1 protein-coding gene is annotated in these 944 nt (G+C 41.6%); it reads right to left on the bottom strand.

The genetic code is table 11. The annotated features are described in order from the left end of the window. Window positions 1-940 (bottom strand): transposase (locus ESZ39_RS17590; protein WP_146881199.1); only part of this gene is annotated, 940 nt, incomplete at its 3' end. Between the last annotated feature and the right edge of the window lie 4 nt (window positions 941-944).

Here is a 944-nt window from a genome sequence, read left to right as displayed (position 1 = left end):
GCAAACCAACATGCTCACTAAATTCACATAAATGTTGAGCAGTACCTACCGCGCCAGTGAATAGGCTTTCAAATTCTGTGGTAAGTTTTAACCAGCTTTTATCACTGATGTGCAGCCTGGTTAAAATGCTTGTGGTTTTACCTTTAATCACACCACGTTGGTCATCACGCAGAATACACCCTGTTTCATCAACCAGTGTTAAGTAATCTTGTAAACTAAAGCCAATACCCGTTGATTTTTGTTGGTGTTCATTGCCCGTAAAAGGTAATAGCATTAGCGGTTGTTCGCCTTTTATTGCCGCTTTTATCCGTAATTGAATACTGGTGAAGTCTGACTGCTCTGGTGTGGGTGCAATGCCTGCACGTACAGGGTTTAAATCAACATAAGCCATACACGACAGTAGCGCCCCTTCATCAAGCAGTGCTTGCGATTTAAAACGTCCTTCCCAAAAGTGCCCGGTGCATTTATCTTCTTGGTTCGCTTGTCGCGCTATCGGCTCGTTCAATGAGCGCATAAACCAGCTTATACTCATTAATCGCTGTTTATAAATGTCAGCTGTGCTTTCAACCGTCGCGAGTTGAAACTTATCAAGTGGCTTTTCATGCTGTTTATTGGAATATTGTTGAGTTAATCGTGTGCCTTTAAATAATTGATGCCAACGCTGAAGTGCCTCCTCTGTTGACCAGCTTTTTACTTGCTCACTATTAACATGTAATACGATATGTAAATGATTATGCATGACGGCATAGGCGCAAATATCGATAGAAAACACCTGAGATAATTGTAGTAGTCTCTTTTCAATCCATGCGCGTCTATGTTCAAAACTGACACCCGTTTCCTTATCTACGCCACATAAAAAAGCCTTTCGTACTGTACGGCTGCAGATGTGATAATAGGAGGTATCTACTAAACTGATTTGTTGTGAGCGAGGCTTAGGCATAACA

The organism is Colwellia sp. C1TZA3 (assembly GCF_007954265.1).
Lineage (GTDB): Bacteria > Pseudomonadota > Gammaproteobacteria > Enterobacterales > Alteromonadaceae > Cognaticolwellia.
This window is presented reverse-complemented; position numbering and strand designations above follow the sequence as displayed.